Genomic DNA, 19,873 nt, shown 5'->3' with positions numbered 1-19,873 from the left:
CATGGCCGAGGCAAGCCAGGAACAGAACAAGAGCGAGGAGGCGACCCCCTTCAAGCTCAGCCGCGCCCGCGAAAAGGGATCGGTCGCGCGGGGCATCGATCTGAGCTTTTTCGCCGGCCTCCTCGCACTGGCCGGCTTTGTCACCATCGCCGGCGAGGCCACGATCGGCCACCTGGCCCAGATGATGCGCCGCGCACTCGCCGCAGGCATTTCCAACGCAAATGATCCGCACCAGGCGATCAGCACAGTCGCCGCCGCATATTGGCCCGCACTTCAGCCGGTCATCCTGTTCGGCGGGACGATCGCGGCGATCGTGATCCTGCTCGAGATTATCCAGCTGCGCGGCTTTGTGTTCAGCGGGCAGCCGCTCAAACCCGATTTCAGCCGCATCAATCCTGCCAAGGGGATCAAGCGTCTGTTTTCGATGCGTATCCTCAAGGAAGCGCTGAAGAGCGTCCTGAAAATGTCGGTCTATACAACGGTCAGCTATCTACTGATCCGCTGGGCGATCTCGGGCGCCGGCATGGCTGTGACCGATGCCGGTAGCCTGGTGGGAACGATGCGCTCGACCACCATGCGGATGTTGTGGACGTTCGTCGTACTCGCCTTCATGTTCGCGATCCTCGACCAGATCCTTTCCCGTGGTGAATTCCGCAAGCAGATGCGGATGAGCCGGCGTGAGGTCTCGCGCGAAAGCAAGGAACGCGAAGGCGATCCCCGGATCAAACGCAAGCGCAAGCAGCTCCATGCCGAATTCGTGAAACGCTCGAAGGGACTCGGCGCCTTGCCCGGCTCCGACATGCTGATCGTCAATCCGGAGCATGTCGCGGTCGCGCTCGCCTATGATCGCACCAGACCGGGCGCGCCGGTCGTGAGAGCAAAGGCGCGCGACCTTCACGCGCGGATGATGAAGCGTCTGGCGGCACGGCTGCACATCCCCATCGTCGAAAGCCCAGCACTCGCGCGCGCGCTTTATGCCGATTGCGAGGCTGGCCGCGAAATCGGCGAGAACCATTATCACGCGGTCGCCGAGCTTTATTTCAAGCTCGGTGTCGTGCCGACCGACGCCCCCAAGGACCAGAGATGATCAACCGGATACTTCGCAACAACAAGGATCTCGCGCTGGTGACGGCGATGATCCTGATCCTCGTCATCCTGTTTTCGCCGATCCCGCCGGCGATGCTCGACCTCGCGATCATCAGCAATTTCGGGCTCGGCCTGACGATCCTGCTGCTCACCTTTTACGTCGGAAAACCCGTCGAGTTCTCGACCTTTCCGTCACTGCTTCTCGTCGCTACGCTCTACCGGCTCTCGCTCAATGTCGCGGCGACCCGACTGATCCTGACCGGCGGCAGCGCCGGTGACGTGATCGCGTCGATCGGCACCTTCGCGGTGCAGGGCAATTTCGTGATCGGACTGGTTGTCTTCCTGATCCTCGTCGTCGTCCAATATGTCGTGGTGACCTCAGGCGCCCAGCGCGTCTCCGAAGTCGCTGCACGCTTCACGCTGGATTCGATGCCCGGCGCGCAGATGAGCGTCGACGCCGACCTCAACATGGGCCTGATCGACCAGAAGGAGGCGATCCGCAGGCGCGAGGAGCTCGAGAAGGAAGCGAGTTTCTATGGCGCGATGGACGGCGCCAGCAAGTTCGTGAAGGGCGACGCGGTCGCCGGGATCATCATCCTGCTCATCAACATCATCGCCGGCTGGATCGTCGGTGTCGTGCAGATGGGGATGGACTGGGGCGAGGCGCTCCAGCATTTCTCGCTGCTGACGATCGGCGACGGGATCGCGACGCAGCTCCCTGCGCTCATCATCTCGATCGCGACAGGCATCATCGTCACCCGGTCGGCGGCGGACAAGCAGCTCAGCACCGAGGTCTTCCGGCAGCTCGCGTCGGTGCCAAGGATTCCGCTCATCGTCGCGGGCGTTCTGCTTGTACTGCTGCTCCTGCCCGGCATGCCGAAATGGCCGATCGTCGTGATCATCGCCGTATCGCTGTTCGGCTGGTACCGGGCAAGGCGCGCCTCGGCCGACGCCGCGACTGAGCTCGCGCTTGTCGAGGATGCGGGCGAAATGGTTTCCACCGGCTCCGCACCGCCGCTCGAGATTTGTCTTGGCAGCGATCTCGGCGAGGCATGGAAGAGCGAAGAGCCGCTCATCATGGACAGGATCGCCAGCCTGCGCCGCCTGCACGAACAGGATTATGGCATCGGCTTTCCGGCGGTTCGGGTGGCCGACGGTCCCGGCCTGGCCGCATTGGAATATGAAATCCGGCTGTTCGGATCGCGCTTCGCGCTCGCCGAAGTTCAACCAGGACTCATGCTTGCCGTCGGCGAAGAGGAGAAGCGACCCGTTATCGCCGGGATTGAGGCTCGCGACCCTGCTTTTGGGTTGCCTGCGTCGTGGATCGACCCGTCACTGGTTGGCGAAGCACGCTCGCTGGGCTTGCGCGTCGTCGATCCCGTGACAGTATTGATGACCCATTTCGCCGAAGTCGTGCGCGGCGAGATCCCGACCCTGGTGACCCGTCCAGTCATCATGAAGATGCTCGAGGAGGTGCGCGTGCGGCAGCCGGGACTGGTCGAGGAATTGATCCCGAACGGCCTTGCGGTTTCCGATATCCAGCGCGTTGTGCAGAATCTGCTAGCGGAGGGGGTATCGGTCGCCAATTTCGACCTCATCCTTGAGCATCTGCTCGATCTCGCCCGTACCCAGAAGGATTCGGCCGAGCTAACCGAACTGGTGCGCCAGCGGCTGAGCTACGCGATCTGCCACCAGCTGCGCGGCAAACACAATGATCTCGCCGTGCTGAGCCTCGATCCAAGGATCGAAAATCAGATCTCGGCCGCGATGGCGCAGGGAAGTTCATCGGGCGCCATGCTGGTCGAACCCCGTCTTGCCGAGCAGCTGATCCGCAAGCTCTCATCTCTGGTCGAGGCCATGCATCGCGACGGCCGCGCGCCGGTACTGCTGTGCGGTCCGGAATTGCGCCGTCATCTGAAGGCTTTTACCAGGCGCAGTATCCCGAAATTGTCGGTATTGTCGGTCAACGAGATACCGATGCGGATCAACCTCAGATCCTTCGATGTCGTTCGCGTCGAGGCCTGATGTCGCTCGCATCCTCCCGGTCGTGAAAGGATCAAGATGAACGAAATCGCGCGAGCCGGTGGGCCGGCGTCGGGTCGCCTTGCGCGGCTCCTTGGATATCTCGAGAGTGATCCGGGCAATCTGACGCTCCTCTCGGACGCGGCGGAAGCGGCACTTGACGAGCGCAAGCCCGATATCGCGGTCGATCTCCTCGGACGCTACGCCGCGATCGCCCCGCTGGCTCCCCGTGAGACAAATCTTTCGGGAATCGCCGCACTTCAGGCGCGGCAGTTCGACAAGGCCGCCGAAGCGTTCGGCGCATTGTTCGAGGCCGGTACCGACGACAGCGCCATCCGGTTCAACCTCGCCTGGGCGCGTGCCAATTTGAAGGATTTCGCGGCTGCACTCGAAATTCTCGATGACGAGACCGCGCGGCATTTGCCGCAAGCCGCCGAACTCAGGGTGCAGTTGATGCACCAGTTCGGTGATTTCGACGGTGCTGGCGACGCTGCCCGTGCCTATGTCGAGCTTTATCCCGATCACCGGGGCCTGATGGCAGCGGTTTCGGTCCTGGCGCTCGACATCAACGATGAGGCCCTCGCCGCGCGGAGCGCGGCCATTGCCGGCGACCATCCCGACGCGCTCACGACGCTCGGGACGCTCGCGCTCGGGGACGACCATGCCACCGACGCGCTCGACCTGTTCGGGCGCGCGCTTTCCGCCAACAGAAACGCGCCCAGGGCCTGGATCGGGTTGGGGCTCGCCAAGATGATGACTGGCCAGGCCGACAGTGCTCCAGCAGATCTCGACAAGGGCGCCGAAATGTTCGGCGATCATCTCGGGAGCTGGATCGCGGCGGGCTGGGCTTATTTCGTAAACAACGACATAGCGAGTGCGCGCGCGCGCTTCGAGACGGCGCTTGGGATCGACGATACGTTCGCGGAAACGCACGGATCGCTAGCGGTGCTCGACATCCTCGGCGGCAATCTCGACGAGGCACGCAGGAAAAGCGATGTCGCGCTTCGGCTCGATCGGCATTGCTATTCGGCGGCGCTTGCGAAATCCCTGCTCGCCTCGAGCGGTGGCGACCAGCAGACCGCACGGCGCATTTTCGAGATTGCCGCGAACACGCCGATCGCCGGCAGTAACCGGACCATTGGGCAGGCGCTTGCGAAAATGGGAATGGGGCTGAACTGAACGCAGCTCCCCGCGCTCAGCGCGGTGCGTTCAGGGCTGTCGACCGAGTTGCAACATCGCCTTGTCGAGCAGATCGCGGCCTGCCTCCGACTCGCCGATGATCCGCATGACATCGCTCGCTATCGCCTCGAACGCCGGGTCGGTTCCGATCGCCTCCCCCAATTGCTGGACAAGCACGCTCCGCACTAGCGCCCGCTTCATATCGTCCTCGGATATCCCTTCGCGTGCCGCCAACGCCCGCAACCGGGTAACCGGCTCCGGCGTACCCTTGCGAGCCGTCTGAACCGGCTCGCGCCGCGTCGACCGTTCCTTGCCAAGCCGGCTCAGCTGTTCCTGCAGGAGCAGGAGGACATGATCGGCGTTGCTGACGCGCGTCATTGCGGTCAGTTCGGCCGGCGGGCGGAAAGCTGGTCGAGCAGGAAGCTCGTCGCCGAGGTGTTGCCGCCTTCCTGCCCTGCGGCCTCCTTGGCGTTGGCACGTTTGATCTCACCGACCTGATCGATGATCAACTGCATGTCGCGGTTGAGCGCCGGATTCTCGTCATTGGTAGCGATACCCTCATTGAGCCGCGTCACGCAATCGTCGAACTCGTCGCGAATGAGATGGGTCAGACCACCCACAAAGAAGCGCAGATAATGGCCTTCCGGAAGTAGCGCGATCGGCCCCCAGGTCGAGAGCGCGTCGGCGGCCTCGCCCGATGTCAGCTGGAAAAAGCCGAGCTGAAACCGCGCGATCGCAAAGTCGGGCGCAAGCGCAACCGCCCTTTTCAGCGACGATAGCGCCTCAATCGGGCGGCCGATCGAGGCGAGGATCGAGCCGCGCAAGAAATGCAGCCGCGGATCCTCGGGAAAGGCGCTGATCAATCGGTCTGCACGCGCAATTTCATCATGCTCGTTCGACTGCATCGCCTCCATCAGCGCCTGCAGGTCGGCATCGCCACACAAGGTCGTCATCATCATCCCCCTTTCGTCCGGAGCCGTTTACGCAGGCGCTCAAGCGCTGCGCGGTGCAATTGCGAAACCCGTCCCCGGCTCAAATTCATAAGTTGCGCGACGCTCGCGAAGGACAGGCCGTGATCATAATGCTGCCGCACCACGATAGCTTCATTCTCAGGCAATCTGCCAATCTCGGCCACCAGCAGCGCCTGAGTCTCGCGCCAGACAAGACTGTCATAGGCGCTTGGCCGCCTGTCCGGTGCATCCCCGGGCTCGACGAGGCCGGTTCCTTCGAGCATCAGCCCGAGCGCCAGGCCCACGGCAAGTTCCGATAAGGCGGCGAGCGGGTCGTCGCCGGTCTTCGCGATCGATCGAAGCCGTTCCTGCTCCACACGGTGACGATGGCTGAGCTGGGCATCGATTTCGCTCATCGTCGATATGCCGTCGGCGATGTTTCCGGTGATCCGCCGCCGCGCATAGGCGCTGAACGGCACACCGCGCAGCGGATCGTAGCGATCAAGTGCCTGCAGCAGTCCCTCACAGGCGAACTGGTCGAAATCGGCGCGTTCGAGGCGCTGCCCCGCACGCGCGCGGAACAGGCCGCCCGCAACAGACCGCGCGAGCTTGAAATAGCGGTTGAACAGGGTTTCCCGACAACGGAGGTCATCCTCGAACCGGAAGCGACGCCAGAGCGACGCCTCGGCGCGCACCGGATCCACCACCAGCTCCAGTCCGGAAGGGTCGCGGGTGGCCATCATCTGAAGCTTCCGAGCACCCCTTGCAGAACAAGGCTCCAGCCGTCGATCAACACGAACATCAAGAGCTTGATCGGGAGCGAAATGGTCGCCGGCGGCACCATCATCATACCAAGGGACAGGAGGATCGCGGAGACGACCAGATCGATCAGCAGAAAGGGAAGCAGGATCACGAACCCGATCGTGAACGAAACGCGCAGCTCGTTGAGCATGAAGGCGGGCGCGAGCTTGAGGATATCGACCTGATCGGGACGATCGGGCGGCGTTGCGTGCGCGATCGCGTAGATCGCCTCGATATCGGCGTCGCGGGTCTGGGCGAGCATGAAATCGCGCAAGGGCACGGTCCCTTTCGCCATCGCCTCCTCGACGCTGATCCGGTTCGCGAGCAGCGGCTGGACCGCGTTGTTGTTGAGCGCGGTGAGCGTCGGCGACATGATGAAGGCGGTCATGAAAAGGGCGAGACTGACCAGCACCGGATTGGGCGGCGTCTCGGGCATGCCAAAGGCGTGTCGGACCATCGAGAGCACGACGATGATGCGCACGAAGCTCGTCATGCAGATGAGGATTGACGGGATGACCGCGAGCAGGGTCAGGATCAGGGCGGTCCGGACGACATCGGACGACATGCCCAGTCCATGCGGGGCGGCGTGAGCGGGCACAGCACCCAGCAGGCCCGATGCCGCGAATGCCATGGTCAAAAGCCGGCGCGTCAGGCGCATGGCGGGTCCTGGACACTGGCGGCAGCTACGGGTTCATCGCGCAGAACCTGCGTGCTGCCCTGTTGCAGGATCAGCAGATATTCGCGCCCGCCCTGGCGGACGAGGCTGATATCGGCGTGCGGGCTGAGGCGCCGTGTCTCGACCACCTTGATCTCACGCGCGCGTGGCTCGATCCTGGCAAAGAGGGAGGCAAGGTCGATCTTGCCGCTGCGCTGGCGGATCAGCAGAATCGCGAGGCCCGCAATGATGACGCAGATCACAAACGAGATGATGATCCGGCCGAGGGAGACATCCACTTCGCCACCGCCGCCCAGGTGACTCGGGCGCGTCTGCGCGGCGGCCGCTATCGGCCAGAGCCACAAAGCCATCGCTGTTGTGGCGTGGGCAATGGATCGGCAACGCGTCACGACGAGATTTCTGTCAGCCTGACCGCAAAATTCTCGCCAACCGCAACCAGTTCGCCTCGTGCGACCGCAACGCCGTTGAGCCTCAGTTCGACCGGCGCGTTAAGGGCCGCATCGAGCTCGACCACCGCGCCCTGTTTCATCGCGGTGAGCTCGCCGATCGTCATATGGGCGCTGCCCAGAAAGGCATCGAGCACTACCTCGACCGAGTCGATGAGCTTGCTATTGATCCTGTCCGGCGACGGGGATTGAACGGAGGGAGATTGAGCGGGGGCAGATTGAACGATGGGCGTCTCGGGGCGAGCAGACGCGGCGCCGGTCCTGATCTTTTGTTCGGTCACAAATATTACCTGACGGGTTCGAGAAGTTTGAGATGAAGATCGCCATTTGTCTCCACGACCGCGCAACGGCCGCGCGATGCAGGCTTTCCGTTGACCGCGATGGCAAGCGGCGAGTCCGCTTCTGAATCGAAGACCAGGACGTCGCCTTTACTCAGGCCCGCCATGTCGGCGAGCGTGATCGCGGCACGGCCAAGCGAGGCGGAAACGGCCACTTTCTGCCCTGACAGCGCCGCAGAAAAGGGCCGCAAGGCGCTTCGTGCCGAATGGGCGGGAAGTGCGGCTCGGGTAAGCGCCACAATCTGTTCGGTGCTCACGACAACCCTGATCAAGGGCGTCCGCGTGTCGAGACCGACGCTGCAGCCGCGCGGCTCCTCAATCACCGGCATGATACTCGTCGCGCATGTTGCCCAGCGCGAGGCCGCGGGAAGAGCAAGCGCCTCCGCCACGCGACGACCAAAATCGTCAAGGCAGGCGCTGGACAGGGTATCGATCAATTGCCGATCGGACTCCGTCAGAAGCTCCGGCGGATTCGGCGTGTCGAGCATCACGCCGACGAGCGCCAGGCGCGAGCCCGCGGATATGCCCAGCGCAAGATGTCGATCGAGCACGAGCCATGTTCCGTCTTCTCCGAGGTCGGCATGGGTCGGCAGTTGCGTGACTACCGCCAGCGGGCGCGCATTGGCACGGGCGAACCAGGTGACGGACCATGACCGCGCGACCTCCTCCAACAGGCTGTCGATCCGACCCGTTCGCAGCGCTGCCTCGGGCAGCCAGGATCGATATTTCTTCTGCACGGCCTTGCCTCCGATGATCTGGATCAGCCCTGGCCGCGAATGCCGAAGAGCTGCTGGATCATGTCGTTGCTCACGCTGATGATCTGCGATGAGGCCTGGAAGCCGCGCTGGATCAGGATCAGGTCTCCGAATTCGGCCGAGAGGTCGACATTGGAGGCCTCGAGCCGCTTGGAGACGACATTGCCCGCGCGCGGATCCTCGGTCGTCAAAAGCTGGCGCCCGGCGCTCCCTGAATCGGTGAACAGCCCGCCGCTGCGCTGCTTGAGCGCCGACGGATCCCGGAAATCGGCGACCGCGACGGCACCCAGCTGCACCTTCTGCTCGTTCGAATATCCAAGCTCGAGCTCGCCCTTGTCGTTGACCGTCACCGATGTAAGCGATCCGAGCGCATAACCGTCGACCGCGCTGGCGCTCAGCGTCGACGCGGTGCCGGCGGTGAAGGACTTGATGCCGGAAAAGTCCAAGTTGACCGACAGGGCGACATCGCCTTCTGTAAGGCTCAGCGTCGAGTTTGCGGGATCCGCCAGCCCGTTCACGATTTTCAGGGTCTGCGAAGCGGGCGTGAGCGTGTTGCCCTTGTCATCGATCCCGGAAACGGTCCATTGACCGGGCGTGCTCGTGTCCCTGGTGAGGGTGATCTTCCAGGTGTGCGCCCCGCCATTCTTGTCATAGACCTTGATGTCGCTGAGGAGAATTGGTGCGGACGCGTCCGCGGACAGGTTGTTGGCAAACTTGATCGCTGTCGTTGCCTGGGGGGAGCTCGTGCGCGAATTGTCGATCGACAGGCTGACCGGGTGACCCGAAGAGTCCAGCGTCGCCAGCCTGTAATCAGTACCGGACAGCGTAATGAAGCCGTCCTTGTCGACTTCGAAGCTGCCGGTGCGCGTATAGGCGACTTCCTCGCCACGCATCAGCATCAGGAAGCCGCTGCCATCGACTGCGAGATCGAGATCGCGATTGGTTTGCCGGAGCTCGCCCTGGGCCATGTCATAGTTCGAGCCGCCGACCTCGACGCCGTGCCCGGCCGAACCTTCGCCCGATGAAAAGGAAAGGCCGCCATTGCCCTGGGCTCCGAACAGATCGCGAAAATTGACTGTCGATGATTTGAAGCCCTGGCTGTTCAGGTTCGTCACATTGTTGCTGACCATCTGAAGGCCGCGCGAATAGGCATTGAGGCCGCTGAGTCCGATATAGATCGCCCCGAACATGATCTAGTTCCCTTCGCGTATCTGAGTGATGTTGGAGATGGAGATATTGCTGATGGTGCTTCCGTCCGCGGTCTTGATCGTGAGGCTGGAGTTGCCATTGTCGAAGGCAAGCGCAGTGACCGTGCCGGTGATCAGTGACGTGCCAGCACCGATATCGACCTTGCGCCCCAGCAGGCCGGTCGCCTGGAGGTTGCTCTGTGCCGTGACCAGGCTTGCGAGCTTGTCGTTGGTCGTCTGGCCGATCTGGATCTGCGAGAATTGCGCGAGCTGCGAGACGAATTGAAAATTATCCATCGGTTTCAGCGGATCCTGATAGGTCAGTTGGGTCAGGATGATCTTGAGCAGCGAGTCGAAACTCAACCCGAAGGCCGAGGTGGCCGCCTGACTCGTGCTCGATGTCGTGGCCGCGGAGTCTGTTGCGGAAATCGGGCTTACCTGCATCTCAATGATTTCCCTCGGTCGAAGCCATGTCTTTATCTCCGTTCAGCATGATCTCGCGGCCGACCAAGCCGTGGCGGGACAGCGTCGCGGCGATGCGGTGGCGCAAGCGGACACGCTCCTCCCGCCCAAGATCGTCGAGCTTGGCGACCACCTGGAGACCGTGTTCAACCGCCTGGACCGAAACCCGCGTGTTAAGCGCCGCGCCGTCCTGCGCGAACAGTCGCGGCAGCAAAGCTTCGAAGCGTGCGCGGGAGGAGGTGGTCCGGATCGCGGAGGCCGACTCGTTGCCGCGGTCTGGGCCGTTTCTCGCTATGACCTCAGTTGCGGCTGAGACAATGTTCCGTGTGGTCCCGATGTGGATCGGGGCAATCTCGCCCGACAATTTCTGGTTCGCGCCTCGCATATCAGGCAGCGCGCTTTGCACATCCCCAGCCCCGAGCGAAGCCGTGGTCCAGGCGCTCGCCAGAACCTCCAAGGAAATGACCGGAACATCCGCCGGTGAGCTGGGCGCCGGCGCACCTGACTTAACAGCTGACTGAAGCCCATAGTCCGGAGTCTCGGATCCTTCCGGCGGGACAATATCGCCGAGCGGCGTCTGCCCGCCCGGAGCCGATGCTTCGGAGGCAATCTGCCGATCGGCTTGCGACTGCTCGCCGGCCGGGACGGCGCCCATGAAGAAACCGTCCTGATTGAAAATATCCGCGGCCAGCGCCGGCGAAGACGCGTTCGGTTTGTCACCGGGGGCCGCGCCCTCGAGGAAGCCCGGCGCTCCAGCACAGGGATAGATGAGGCCCCGCAGGAGATATCCAAAGTCCAGTGCCCCGCCAGGCTCGCTGTCCAAGGGGGGGGCGACGGGCGTCGCGGCTGGCGGCGGTGCGGGCAAGCCCGGATAGGAACTGAGAACGACGGTCATGATCGCAGCCAGTCAAAGGTGATCCGGTCGGACAGCGCCCCGAGCCGCTTTTCCTCATGCGCCCTGGCGGTCGCACGCCTGGCCCGGGTGAGGCTTGCATCGGCAAGCTTCACCAGTGCCTCAGAAAGTCGCCAACCGTCCTGGCGCTGCGCGTGCGCGCGCTCCGCAAGGGTCAGGCGTGCGCCAGCATCTCCGGCGGCAGCCTCGCGCGCAATCAGGCGCGCGGCGAGGCCACGCGCATATTCCGGCGCAAAGCCCGGCCTTGAAAGAAAGTCGGACCAGTCATCGGCCGCAGCCATGGCGGCTGCCTGCGCAGCATCGCGCGCTTCGCGAGCCGACACCTCCGCGTCCCGCCCCTCGACGAGCGCCGCGTCAGCGGCGGCATGGCGCGCGTGCTGGACCTGGACGAGCTTGGCGATTTGTCTGGGATCGGCCCGCTTCGGCATCAGGCCATGCCCGGAACAAGATGGCGCAGCCGGCTGACCGTGTCGTCAAATCCGATATCTTCCCTGCGCGGCTGGCGCAGGAATGCGCCGAGCCCGGCGCGCGTGGCAATCGCACGATCGACCGAGGCGCTGGTCCCGCTCTTGTAGACGCCGCTCTCGATCATCACGCGCGCTTCCTCATAGGCGGAAAGCATCGCGGTTGCCTCGCGCATCGCCTTTGCCTGCTCAGGCGAAACCAGCCGCTCGGACTCCCGGCTGACGCTGCGGGGTATGTCGATCGCGGGGAAATGGCCCTGCTCGGCCAGGCTCCGCGAAAGGATGATATGGCCGTCGAGGAGAGATTTCATCAGTTCGACGATCGGGTCGTCGACATCGTCGGTCTCGCTGAGGACGGTCATGATCGCGGTGATCGCGCCGCCGCCCCGGATCGCGCCGCACCGCTCGACGATCCGCGGGAGAACGGCGAAGACGTTTGGCGTGTAGGCGCGAACGGTCGGCGGCGCGCCCGCGGCCAGGCCCATCTCGCGCAACGCCATTGCCATGCGGGTGACCGAGTCGACCATGAGCACGACATGCTGGCCCCGCCCGCGCCAATGGTCGGCAAGACACAGCGCATAGTGCACCGAACGCACCCGCAGGGACGCGCTTTCGTCGGACGTGGCTGCTACAAGGGTGAAGCGCGCAGCATCCTTCCGCCGCGACAAAACACGCCACATCGCCTCGACCTCGCGGCCTCGCTCACCGACCAGGCAAATAACGCAGCGGTCGCTTCGGGTCTGGGTCGCCAGCTGCTCCATCAGGCTGGTCTTGCCGACCCCGCTCGCCGCGAACACGCCGACGCGCTGGCCGACGCCGAGCGTCAACAGGCCGTCGATTGCCCGAAGCCCGGTCTGGAGCACCGTGGCCGGGTCAACCCGCTCCATCGGTCTCGGCACCACACCGCCCAGCGCGACGCTCCTGTCGGCGACGATCGCTGGACCGCCATCGATCGGCTGGCCCAGGGCGTCGACCGCGCGGCCCGCAAATCCATCTCCAACCGATACCTGGCGATGCCTTGAGCGCACAACAACCCGCGCATCGGGCCTGATCGTCCCGTTCTGCTCGAGCGGCACAAGCACAACCCGGCGCTCGTCGATCGCCACGATCTCCGCCGGAATCCGGCCGCCGATCTCGCTTTCGATATCGCAGAGATCGCCCGGCGCCGCAGCCGGCCCCGTCGCCTCGACAATACCGGCCGCGACCTTCCTGACATGGCCATAGGCCGGTGCGAACTCTTCCTCTTCGATCCGCCGGAGGAACGCGTGAGGCTTCATGCGGCGACCTCGCCGGCAATCAGCAGATCGAAAAAGCGGTCGAGTTCGCGCCATTGCGACGCGATGCCCACATCGATCGACCCCAGCTTGAGGTCGAGCCGGCATTCGCCGGCGGTGAGGGCGGGATCAACGACAATGTCAGACGAACCGGCGGCGACCGCTGACCGAAGCGCATCCCGGGCGGCGTCATCGGCGAAGTCGGCGCCGCTGACCCGGATGGAAACCACGCTTTCACGACCGAGCGCCTGGGTGCGCAGGCGGATCGCGCGGGTCACGAGATCGCCGAGATCAGGTGCCTCGCCGAAGAGTTTTCGCAACGATGCCTGGGCCAGCATCGCCGCCAGCGCGTCAAGCTCCGCCAACCGATCCTCCCATGCTGCGCGCGCCTGATCGACGCCGGTGCACACAGCGGCAACCAGCCGATCGGCCTGATCCTCGGCCTCTTCCAGACCCTGGTGGCGGCCGGCCTCGCGCGCGGCGCGTTCCGCTTCGGGCGCACGGGCCCGCAGATCGGCAACCACCCCCTGCAGCCGCTCTATTTCCCGGGTCGCTTCCGCGAGCGCCAGCTCCGCTTCCGATGGTCCGCGCGCGGCAACGTCTTGCTGGACCGTCCGCGGGTCCCGACCCAGCGCGCGGACCACGGTTTCCGCGGAACGCGCCTTGATCACGCCGGTCAACGCCGTGCTCCGCCTGGCGAGAGGAAGCCGCCAAAGGCCTCGAACAGGGAGCGCCCCGAAGCCGGGGACGGTCGCGGTCCGCGAGGCCGCTCGCTGCCGATCATGTCGTCAACACCGCGCAGCAGCGCGTCGCGCGTTGCAGCCGTCATGCGGTCAAGCGGATTCAGGGCGTCGCGATGCTGCGCCTGGCGGATGCGGGTCGAGAGCCAGGGCGAGAATCGGTTAGTGCCGACCGCATCATCGACTGGAGTTGATCCCGGTCCGGCACAGTCTGCGAGCGCCGCGCGCTCAGCGTCGGTGAGCGCGCGAAGGATCGCCCGGCGCGCGCGGGGCGGCATCGCCTGCAAATCCCTGACCAGGTTTTCCAGGCTGTCAGACGCGGACATCGCCATTCCCTTCAGCCTGGATCTGCTGCCGCAGCCGGGCCACAAAGGCGTCGCGATCCAGCGGCGTCAGGTCGCCCGGGCGCCGTCGAAGCAGGACGATGATCGCAAGCACCGCGACAATGCCGGCCAGTGCCCAGATCCACCAGCCCAAGCCTGTCTCGAAAGCGACGGGAACTGGAGCTGCGGCCGGCTCGACGGCGCCCGCCACCGGCTTGGCGGCAAGCGGCGGTGCCGGGGAAGGGGTTGTGGTGGGCCCCACCTCGAACGACAGGGAGTCGCCATGCTGCTCGTCAAGGCCGACCGCCGCGGCAACCGCGTTCCGGGCGACGCCCTGATCCTCCGCGTTGAGCGGCGTCTCAGTCAGGATGGTCATGCGAAGCTGGAAATCCCGGCCACCGCCGGCCGGCGCACCGACCGCGCGGGCTATCGTTGTGCCACCGGAGCTCGCCGGTTCATCCGGCCTGGCACCACTTCCTGACATGATCAGCGTTTGAACACCGATTTGCACACCGGGCATCAAGGTCGCGATGGCTGCTTTCGCCCGCGCGCTATAATAATTCCGGGCAGCCGTCTGCTCGTCGATCTCAGGCGTCTGCAGCGCTTCGCTTGGCGGCGCCTGGCTGACGATCCGGCCATCGCCATCAAGAATGGCGACGTCTCCGAGCGCAAGGTCGGGAACGGCGGACGCGACCAGCTGCTGGATGCCGGCGACGCGGTCTGGCGTCAGCGATCGGCCGGGTTTCGCGATCACCTCGACAGCGGCCTTCGGCACCGCGCGGTTGCCGCGAAACAGCGAGCGCTCAGGAAGCGCCAGATGGATCCGCGCGCTCTCGATCCCGTCCATCATCATGATCGTGCGGGCGAGCTCTCCCTGCAGCGCGCGCTGATAATTGATCTTCTGCGCGAAATCAGTGAGCCCCATGTCGGACTTGTTGAAGAGTTCGAACCCGACCGCGCCCTTCATGGGGATATCCGACCCCGCAACCGCCAGTCGGACAGTGTCGGCCTGGTCGGTCGGCACGAGGATCGTGGTGCCATTGTCGCGCAGCCGGTGCGAAACACCTTTCGCGTCGAGCTGGGCGACGATCGCGGACGCGTCCGCCGGCTTCAGGTCAGTGTAGAGAACAGCATAATCGGCCCGCAGGAACAGATAATAGCCGGCCGCCAGGATCAGGCAGACCACGGCGAATATGCCGAGGAACAGCTGGCGCTGCCTCGTGAACATCGGGGACTCGGTAACGCTATCAGCGGCCATGAGACGTCAGAGCTGCATGTTCATGAGTTCGCGATAGCCCTCGACCAACCGCGTCCGGACCTGCATCGCCAGCTCGACCGACATGCGCGCCTGCTCGAGCGCATAGGTGACCTGATGGATCGGCACTGAATCATCGAGCGCGAACCGCTGGACGAGAGTGTCCGCGGTCGACAGTTTCGATTCGACCTGTTTCATGCCCGCCGTCAGGATGTCGCCAAACCCGGCGCCCTGGCTCTGCGGGACCGGCTGCGGCATGCCGAGCCTCATGACGAGCGGATCTCCGCCAAGCGCCGTGACGGGCGCGATCGCACTCATGATTGCCGACCCAATTGCAGGGCCTGGCTCTCCATCTGGCCGGCGATGTTCAAGGCGGTCAGATTGGCCTCATAGGCGCGCGACGTCTTGATCAGCAATGTCATCTCCCCGGCATGATCGATCGCTGGATAAGTGACGAAACCGGTCTTGTCGGCTTGGGGATTTTCCGGCTCGTAGACGCGCCTGACACCGCCACCGACCGGCTCGACGCCGACTACCTCGACCCCGGACGGCGCCTGGACCGAGCCCTTCTTCGCGACCAGATCGGCAAAGCCGGTCCTGGCGGCAGAAACCAGCCGCATCGCGCGGACCGGCTGGCCCGACAGGGTCCGGCTCGTGTCCACACTCGCCAAATTCTGCGCGATGACCTGAAGCCGCTGCCACTCGACATCGAGCCCGGTCCGGCTGATCTGCGTGGGCGTCATCGCTATTGTCCCCCTTGTACGGCAAGCCGCTCGATCTGCATCTCGCGGCCGAGCAGGTTGAGGAGAGCAGCATAGCGTCCCGCTGTGTCGGAGGCGGTTTCCAGTTCGAGGTCGAGCCGCGGCTCGTCTCCGAATCCGGACTGTGTCGCGCGCGTGATCGTCAGGGGCAGGTCGCGCACGGCCTCGGGGCCCCTGGCTGCAGCCGCCTTGAGGCTCTCCTCGAACTTGACCTGGAGCGGCTGGTAGCGCGGCGAGCTCGCGCCCGCGATATTCTGCGCGGTGGCGAGCGCCCGCATCGACAGGCCGTCGAGCGCCTTGTTGATGATGATCGAAGATATTGCGTCCAATTGCCCTACTCCTATTGAACGATGATGTCGGCGTGCAGCGCGCCGGCGGCCTTCACGGCCTGCAGAATGCTGATGGTCCGTCTCGTGTTGACGTGCGCGTGCGAAAGCCCCTGGACGAGATCGGCGACGGTTGTGTTCGGAAACCTGACCACCGTATCGCCGACTGAATCATCGACATCGAGCTTGGTGTTGGTGACGACGAGGCTGCGCACGTCGCTGGCGAAGCCCGACACGAAGCCGGGTTGCGATGCGACATTTTCGGCCTTGATCGTGATCTTGATGTCGCCCTGCGAGATCACGACGCTCGAGATCTGCACCTCGCCCCCGGCGACGATCGTGCCCGTGCGCTCGTTGACGACGACGCGCGGCGTGCTGTCCGGCTTGACCTGGATTGCCTCGATCCGCGCGAGGAAGGCGGTCAGCTGGGCCGGGTCACCGGCATAGCGCACCTTCACTTCATCGGCGCTTTGCGCGACCGCCGATCCGAAGCCGATCCGGCCGTTGATGGCATCGGCGATATGCTGCGCGGTGCCGAAGCTCGGATCGCTGAGCAGGAAGGAGATTTCCCCGTTCGCCTTCAGGATATGGGCATCGACCGCCGTCTCTACCGTCGCGCCGCCCTGCAGAAGCGCGGTGGTGGGATAGTTGCGCTGCTGCTGGTTGAGGTCGCTCTCGAAGCTGTAGCCGCCCGCGACCAGCGCGCCCTGCGCCAGCGCATAAGGATGCTGGTCGGGTCCGAGCATCGGCGTCATCAGCAGAGTCCCGCCGGCGAGGCTGCGCGCATCGCCGATCGAGGAAACGGTCGCGTCGATCCGGTCGCCGACATTGGCGGAGGCGGGAAGCGTCGCGATGACCATCACGACCGCGACGTTGCGGCTGCTGATCTGATCGTCCGTGACCGTCGTGCCGAGCCTGTTCAGCACGTTGCGCAGCGCCTGGCGCGTGACGCCACTCCGGCGCGTATCGCCCGATCCGGCGAGGCCAGTGACCAGCCCGTAGCCAATCAGCGCGTTCTCGCGCCAGCCCTCGAAGCGCCCGAGTCCGCTGAGCGGCACGTCCTGCGCCGCCGCGGGAGCCGGCTGGGAGGTCGAAAAGAGGATAAGCATGGCCAATGTTCCGGCCACCGACAGGCGCATCATCCGAGCCCGAGAAAGCGGAAGACGCGGTTGATGACGCCTGGCTTCGCGCTGCGCGAGACGAAGCCACGGCCGTCATAATCGATCTGGGCATCGGCCACCCGGCTCGAGAGCACTTCATTGTCGCTGGTGATGTCGGCCGGACGCACCCGTCCGCGGACGCCGATATTGCTGTGCTCGCCGTTGACATGCATCTGCTGGCGGCCGGACACGTGCAGGTCGCCGTTCGGCAGGACCTCGTCGACCACCACCGTGATCTGCGTCACGAAGCGCTCGCTGCGCTGCACCTGCCCGCCGCCGCTATAGCCGCCGCCGACATGAAGGTTGCCGGATTCATTGATCGAGCCGGCGCTAATGCCGCCGCTCAGATTGGTGTTCTTGGTTGAATCGCTCTTGGCGCTATTGGTCGATTCGGCCGACTGGTACACGACCACCGTCAGCGCGTCGCCGACCTGCATCGCCTTGCGATCCGCGCTCATCGCCGACCAGCTGCTCGGCTTGTAGAGATTCTCGGCGTTCGCCGCCGCTGCCAGCATTGACGAAACCACCATAGCGCAGCCCGCAATCCATATTCCCCGCGTGGCGATCATCGTGGTGCCTTCTTGCCATCGACGGGCGCGGCATAAATCTGACCGTCCCCATCGCGAACGAAGACCCGGCCGCTGCGGCTTGGCTGGAGCGCGGTTACCGGCCGTTCGATCCGGACCGCGCCCTGGGTCGAGACGAGCATGAGCGTCGCCCCCTTGGCGACATCGGGCAGGTCCCGGATGATCGTGCGGCCGAGATAGGCGCCGGCATCTAGGTCGCGCGCGGCAACGACCAGGCCCGAAGCACGATCGAACGCGAGCGGTGCCGGCACCTGATCACGACACGCGACCGGCCCGACCGACTCCCGCGTGATCGTCGCGCCACGCGCCACGGACCTGGTCAGGGCGAGGCAACCGGCGCGTTCACGGTCAGGCAACGGCGCGACCCGCGCCTCGGGCGTGCCAAGCATCAAGGCAACCAGGATGACCGCCCCCACCATATCGATTATCGACGCAGGCCGTTGGCGATTGCCATCATCTGGTCGGCCGCCTGGAGGATCTGTGCGTTCGCGCCATAAGCGCGCTGGACGAGCATCAGCTGGACCATCTCGCTCGTCATCTCCACGTTGGAGCGCTCGATGCCGCCCTGAACGAGCATTCCGGTGCCATCCTCACCGGCCTGTGCGTCGAGAACTTTCGCGTCCTGGTCGGCACGATAGAGCCCGCCATCCAGCCGGGTCAGCGTCGAAGGATCGTCGACCCTGACGAGCCCGATCTGGCCGAGCTCGACCGGCGTGGTCGAATCCGCGGTCTGCGCGCGGACCATGCCGTCCGAGCCGATCGTGACCGCGGAGGCATCCGCGGGGATGCTGATCGCAGCCTTCAATGCCATGCCGTTCGATGCGGCGAGCAATCCGTCTTCGCCGACCTTCATCGTGCCGCCACGCCACAGCAAGGTCTGGCCCGAGGGGCCCATCAGCTCGACAAACCCCTGGCCGTCGATCGCCATGTCCATCGGGTGGCCGGTGGTTTCAATCGCCCCGGCCTCATTGACCATCGCGGTCGAATCGACCGTCACCCCGGCGCTCGAAAGCGCGGCATCGAGGGGATCAGCATGCCGCGCATCGGCTGCGGCGCGGGTCGCCATCACGTCGGAAAAACGGACATCGGCGCGCTTGAACCCGGCCGTGTTGATGTTGGCGATATTGTTCGCGATGATGTCGAGCGCGCGCTGCTGCGCCTGCAGGCCGATCGACCCGACATAAAAGGCGCCGTTCATCGTCCGCCCGCCCCGAACGTGGTGATCGCCCGGCCAAGCAGATCGTCATAGGTCTGCATCAGCCGCGAGCCGCTCTCCGCCTGGCGAAGCGACGCCATCATCGTCACCATCTCATCGCCGACCGAGACGTTCGACGTCTCCGTCATCCCCTGGCGAAGCTGCGGATCGGAGACTTCGTTCGCGGCGCCATCGGTAAAGCGGAACATCGAGCCGTCGAGCGGTTGCACCGCCGCAGCGCTGGATGGCGCGAACAGCCCGACACGGCCGACCGGCCGCGTGCCGTCGAGGATCGTGCCGTCAGCGAGGATCTTCACATTGGCCCGGTCAAGCGCGAGATCGCCGCCACCCGCCTGCTGAAGCGCAAAGCCTTGCTGGTTCACGACCGTGCCGTCTGCGGCGAGCTTGAACTGGCCCTGGCGCGAATAGACGGCGTCGGTGCCGTCCCGCAGCTGGAAGAAGCCGTCACCGCTGATCGCGAGATCGAGCGGGTTGCCGGTCGCGTTCAATTTGCCTTGAGCGAGGTCGGCCCGGGTGCGGGTCAGCACCGCGCCGACACCGTCGGCCCCGCCATTGGCGACGAGGTCGGCAAAGCTGATCTGCCGCTTGTATCCGGCGGTGGAAACATTTGATATATTGGATGAAACGACCTCCAGGCGCTTTTCAGACGCGCTCAGGATCGCAACCGCCGATTCGACGAGTCCCGACATGTGCCCCCCATTGACCGTCCCATTATGGGACATAGTCGCGCGGACCCGTCAAGAGGGCCGCCGCCGCGCAACATCGGTTTTCGAAGCCGACTCGCGAAAATCAGGGCGCTGTGATCGCTGAAAAAATTTGCATCCGATTTGGTGACATCGGTCAGCCTGCACCGAATCGGCCGCCGGGAGCGCGAATCAGGCAGGGGAAGCTGGCCGGGGAGCGCTCCCGTCCTGGAATCATTCTCATCATTTTCGGCTAAACAATCTGCCAT

Annotated in this window: 26 protein-coding genes; 3 read left to right on the top strand and 23 right to left on the bottom strand. The window is 64.7% G+C overall.

Going from position 1 to position 19,873, the window contains the following annotated elements; translation table 11 throughout:
* Window position 1: 1 nt before the first annotated feature.
* From ABD050_RS05825 to ABD050_RS05815, 3 genes are read left to right on the top strand one after another with little or no spacing between them, the layout of a single operon-like run.
* Window positions 2-1,087: an EscU/YscU/HrcU family type III secretion system export apparatus switch protein gene (locus ABD050_RS05825; protein ID WP_343888294.1), complete on the top strand. Its 1,086-nt coding sequence runs from the start codon at window positions 2-4 to the stop codon at window positions 1,085-1,087.
* A complete protein-coding gene (locus ABD050_RS05820; protein WP_343888293.1) occupies window positions 1,084-3,111 on the top strand; it encodes a flagellar biosynthesis protein FlhA in 2,028 nt (675 codons plus the stop codon). The genes ABD050_RS05825 and ABD050_RS05820 overlap by 4 nt, the downstream gene beginning before the upstream one ends.
* A 36-nt stretch (window positions 3,112-3,147) precedes the next feature.
* Complete coding sequence (locus ABD050_RS05815) at window positions 3,148-4,287, top strand: tetratricopeptide repeat protein (RefSeq protein ID WP_343888292.1); 1,140 nt, start codon at window positions 3,148-3,150, stop codon at window positions 4,285-4,287.
* 30 nt (window positions 4,288-4,317) lie between these two features.
* Here the strand turns inward: ABD050_RS05815 and ABD050_RS05810 are convergent, their stop codons facing one another.
* The 23 genes from ABD050_RS05810 to ABD050_RS05700 are packed head-to-tail and all read right to left on the bottom strand — an operon-like array spanning window position 4,318 to window position 19,610.
* Window positions 4,318-4,665 (bottom strand): hypothetical protein, encoded by a 348-nt coding sequence (locus ABD050_RS05810; protein WP_343888291.1) that lies wholly within the window; start codon window positions 4,663-4,665, stop codon window positions 4,318-4,320.
* 5 nt (window positions 4,666-4,670) lie between these two features.
* Complete coding sequence (locus tag ABD050_RS05805) at window positions 4,671-5,240, bottom strand: hypothetical protein (RefSeq protein WP_343888290.1); 570 nt, start codon at window positions 5,238-5,240, stop codon at window positions 4,671-4,673.
* 2 nt (window positions 5,241-5,242) lie between these two features.
* Window positions 5,243-5,980, bottom strand: coding sequence for a sigma-70 family RNA polymerase sigma factor (locus ABD050_RS05800; protein ID WP_343888289.1), 738 nt, complete (start codon window positions 5,978-5,980; stop codon window positions 5,243-5,245).
* Window positions 5,977-6,696, bottom strand: coding sequence for a flagellar type III secretion system pore protein FliP (fliP, locus tag ABD050_RS05795; protein WP_343888288.1), 720 nt, complete (start codon window positions 6,694-6,696; stop codon window positions 5,977-5,979). The genes ABD050_RS05800 and fliP overlap by 4 nt, the downstream gene beginning before the upstream one ends.
* Complete coding sequence (locus ABD050_RS05790; RefSeq protein WP_343888286.1) at window positions 6,687-7,064, bottom strand: hypothetical protein; 378 nt, start codon at window positions 7,062-7,064, stop codon at window positions 6,687-6,689. The genes fliP and ABD050_RS05790 overlap by 10 nt, the downstream gene beginning before the upstream one ends.
* A gap of 35 nt (window positions 7,065-7,099) precedes the next feature.
* Entirely contained in the window at window positions 7,100-7,441 is a 342-nt protein-coding gene (locus ABD050_RS05785; protein ID WP_343888285.1) for a FliM/FliN family flagellar motor switch protein, read from the bottom strand.
* A gap of 5 nt (window positions 7,442-7,446) precedes the next feature.
* Entirely contained in the window at window positions 7,447-8,235 is a 789-nt protein-coding gene (locus tag ABD050_RS05780; protein WP_343888284.1) for a FliM/FliN family flagellar motor C-terminal domain-containing protein, read from the bottom strand.
* 23 nt (window positions 8,236-8,258) lie between these two features.
* A complete protein-coding gene (locus tag ABD050_RS05775; protein WP_343888283.1) occupies window positions 8,259-9,443 on the bottom strand; it encodes a flagellar hook protein FlgE in 1,185 nt (394 codons plus the stop codon).
* Window positions 9,444-9,446: 3 nt separating this feature from the next.
* Window positions 9,447-9,884 carry a flagellar hook assembly protein FlgD gene (locus ABD050_RS05770; protein ID WP_343888282.1) on the bottom strand — a complete coding sequence of 146 codons (438 nt, stop codon included), beginning with the start codon at window positions 9,882-9,884 and terminating at the stop codon, window positions 9,447-9,449.
* Between the two features lies 1 nt (window position 9,885).
* On the bottom strand, window positions 9,886-10,797 hold the full coding sequence (locus ABD050_RS05765; RefSeq protein WP_343888281.1) for a hypothetical protein: 912 nt from the start codon (window positions 10,795-10,797) through the stop codon (window positions 9,886-9,888).
* Window positions 10,794-11,243 carry a hypothetical protein gene (locus ABD050_RS05760; RefSeq protein WP_343888280.1) on the bottom strand — a complete coding sequence of 150 codons (450 nt, stop codon included), beginning with the start codon at window positions 11,241-11,243 and terminating at the stop codon, window positions 10,794-10,796. The genes ABD050_RS05765 and ABD050_RS05760 overlap by 4 nt, the downstream gene beginning before the upstream one ends.
* Window positions 11,243-12,556, bottom strand: a complete 1,314-nt coding sequence (locus ABD050_RS05755; RefSeq protein ID WP_343888279.1) for a FliI/YscN family ATPase — start codon at window positions 12,554-12,556, stop codon at window positions 11,243-11,245. Before ABD050_RS05755 ends, ABD050_RS05760 begins: the two co-directional genes overlap by 1 nt.
* Entirely contained in the window at window positions 12,553-13,224 is a 672-nt protein-coding gene (locus tag ABD050_RS05750) for a FliH/SctL family protein (protein ID WP_343888378.1), read from the bottom strand. Before ABD050_RS05750 ends, ABD050_RS05755 begins: the two co-directional genes overlap by 4 nt.
* A 5-nt stretch (window positions 13,225-13,229) precedes the next feature.
* Window positions 13,230-13,619, bottom strand: coding sequence for a hypothetical protein (locus ABD050_RS05745; protein WP_343888278.1), 390 nt, complete (start codon window positions 13,617-13,619; stop codon window positions 13,230-13,232).
* Window positions 13,606-14,874, bottom strand: coding sequence for a flagellar basal-body MS-ring/collar protein FliF (gene fliF, locus ABD050_RS05740; RefSeq protein ID WP_343888277.1), 1,269 nt, complete (start codon window positions 14,872-14,874; stop codon window positions 13,606-13,608). Before fliF ends, ABD050_RS05745 begins: the two co-directional genes overlap by 14 nt.
* A gap of 6 nt (window positions 14,875-14,880) precedes the next feature.
* Complete coding sequence (gene fliE, locus ABD050_RS05735) at window positions 14,881-15,189, bottom strand: flagellar hook-basal body complex protein FliE (protein ID WP_343888276.1); 309 nt, start codon at window positions 15,187-15,189, stop codon at window positions 14,881-14,883.
* Window positions 15,186-15,614 (bottom strand): flagellar basal body rod protein FlgC, encoded by a 429-nt coding sequence (gene flgC, locus ABD050_RS05730; RefSeq protein ID WP_343888274.1) that lies wholly within the window; start codon window positions 15,612-15,614, stop codon window positions 15,186-15,188. Before flgC ends, fliE begins: the two co-directional genes overlap by 4 nt.
* Before the next feature lie 2 nt (window positions 15,615-15,616).
* Entirely contained in the window at window positions 15,617-15,961 is a 345-nt protein-coding gene (locus tag ABD050_RS05725; protein WP_343888273.1) for a flagellar basal body rod protein FlgB, read from the bottom strand.
* Between the two features lie 11 nt (window positions 15,962-15,972).
* A complete protein-coding gene (gene flgI / locus ABD050_RS05720; RefSeq protein ID WP_343888272.1) occupies window positions 15,973-17,067 on the bottom strand; it encodes a flagellar basal body P-ring protein FlgI in 1,095 nt (364 codons plus the stop codon).
* A gap of 29 nt (window positions 17,068-17,096) precedes the next feature.
* Window positions 17,097-17,648 carry a flagellar basal body L-ring protein FlgH gene (locus ABD050_RS05715; protein WP_343888271.1) on the bottom strand — a complete coding sequence of 184 codons (552 nt, stop codon included), beginning with the start codon at window positions 17,646-17,648 and terminating at the stop codon, window positions 17,097-17,099.
* A 35-nt stretch (window positions 17,649-17,683) separates the two neighbouring features.
* The gene (locus ABD050_RS05710) at window positions 17,684-18,124 is read right to left on the bottom strand and encodes a hypothetical protein (RefSeq protein WP_343888270.1); all 441 of its coding nucleotides are present in this window, start codon (window positions 18,122-18,124) and stop codon (window positions 17,684-17,686) included.
* 5 nt (window positions 18,125-18,129) lie between these two features.
* Complete coding sequence (locus ABD050_RS05705; RefSeq protein WP_343888269.1) at window positions 18,130-18,903, bottom strand: flagellar hook-basal body protein; 774 nt, start codon at window positions 18,901-18,903, stop codon at window positions 18,130-18,132.
* Complete coding sequence (locus tag ABD050_RS05700) at window positions 18,900-19,610, bottom strand: flagellar hook-basal body protein (RefSeq protein WP_343888268.1); 711 nt, start codon at window positions 19,608-19,610, stop codon at window positions 18,900-18,902. The genes ABD050_RS05705 and ABD050_RS05700 overlap by 4 nt, the downstream gene beginning before the upstream one ends.
* Between the last annotated feature and the right edge of the window lie 263 nt (window positions 19,611-19,873).

The organism is Sphingomonas oligophenolica, from assembly GCF_039522915.1.
Lineage (GTDB): Bacteria > Pseudomonadota > Alphaproteobacteria > Sphingomonadales > Sphingomonadaceae > Sphingomonas > Sphingomonas oligophenolica.
This window is presented reverse-complemented; position numbering and strand designations above follow the sequence as displayed.